This is a genomic window from Nocardia sp. 852002-20019_SCH5090214 (genome assembly GCF_001665865.1).
GTDB lineage: Bacteria > Actinomycetota > Actinomycetes > Mycobacteriales > Mycobacteriaceae > Nocardia > Nocardia nova.
Genome location: NZ_LZMK01000083.1, coordinates 1 through 507, shown reverse-complemented (window position 1 = coordinate 507; position 507 = coordinate 1). Strand labels below are relative to the sequence as shown.

Below are 507 nucleotides of genomic sequence, written 5' to 3'. Positions count from 1 at the left end.
TCACACAAAAATTTCACACCTCATGCTCCCAGGTAACGAACCGATAACGACAATATCGGGAGCGGCGTAGCCTGGATTCATGATGTCGCTGGCGAAGATTGCGTCCGGCGACGGCTATGAGTATTACCTGCGGAATATCGCCACGAATGACGCCAATGACCGTGGCGCGCAACAGCTTGCCGCCTATTACAGCGAGCGCGGCGAGTCCCCGGGTCGCTGGGTGGGGTCGGGGTTGGGAGCCCTGGATATCGTCGAGGGAGACATCGTCACCGAATCCCAGATGCGGGCCTTGTTCGGGCGCGGGATGCATCCGAACGCGGACGCGATCGTCGCGCAGCTGGCAGCCGAGCAGATGGCCGATGGTGTCTCGCCGCGGGTGGCCCGCCTCTACGGCGCGAAGATGGCCCAGCTCGGCCGCCCCCACAACCGGTATGTGGTCGACGAGGCCGGCTACCGATTCGAATGCGCCCGCGCCTACGCCGAATACAACCGTGCCCAAGGCCTCAT

1 protein-coding gene is annotated in these 507 nt (G+C 63.3%); it reads left to right on the top strand.

The features are described from left to right. Positions 1–79 precede the first annotated feature (79 nt). A partial coding sequence (locus A5780_RS43015; RefSeq protein ID WP_156769408.1) for a relaxase domain-containing protein occupies positions 80–507 on the top strand: 428 nt, incomplete at its 3' end.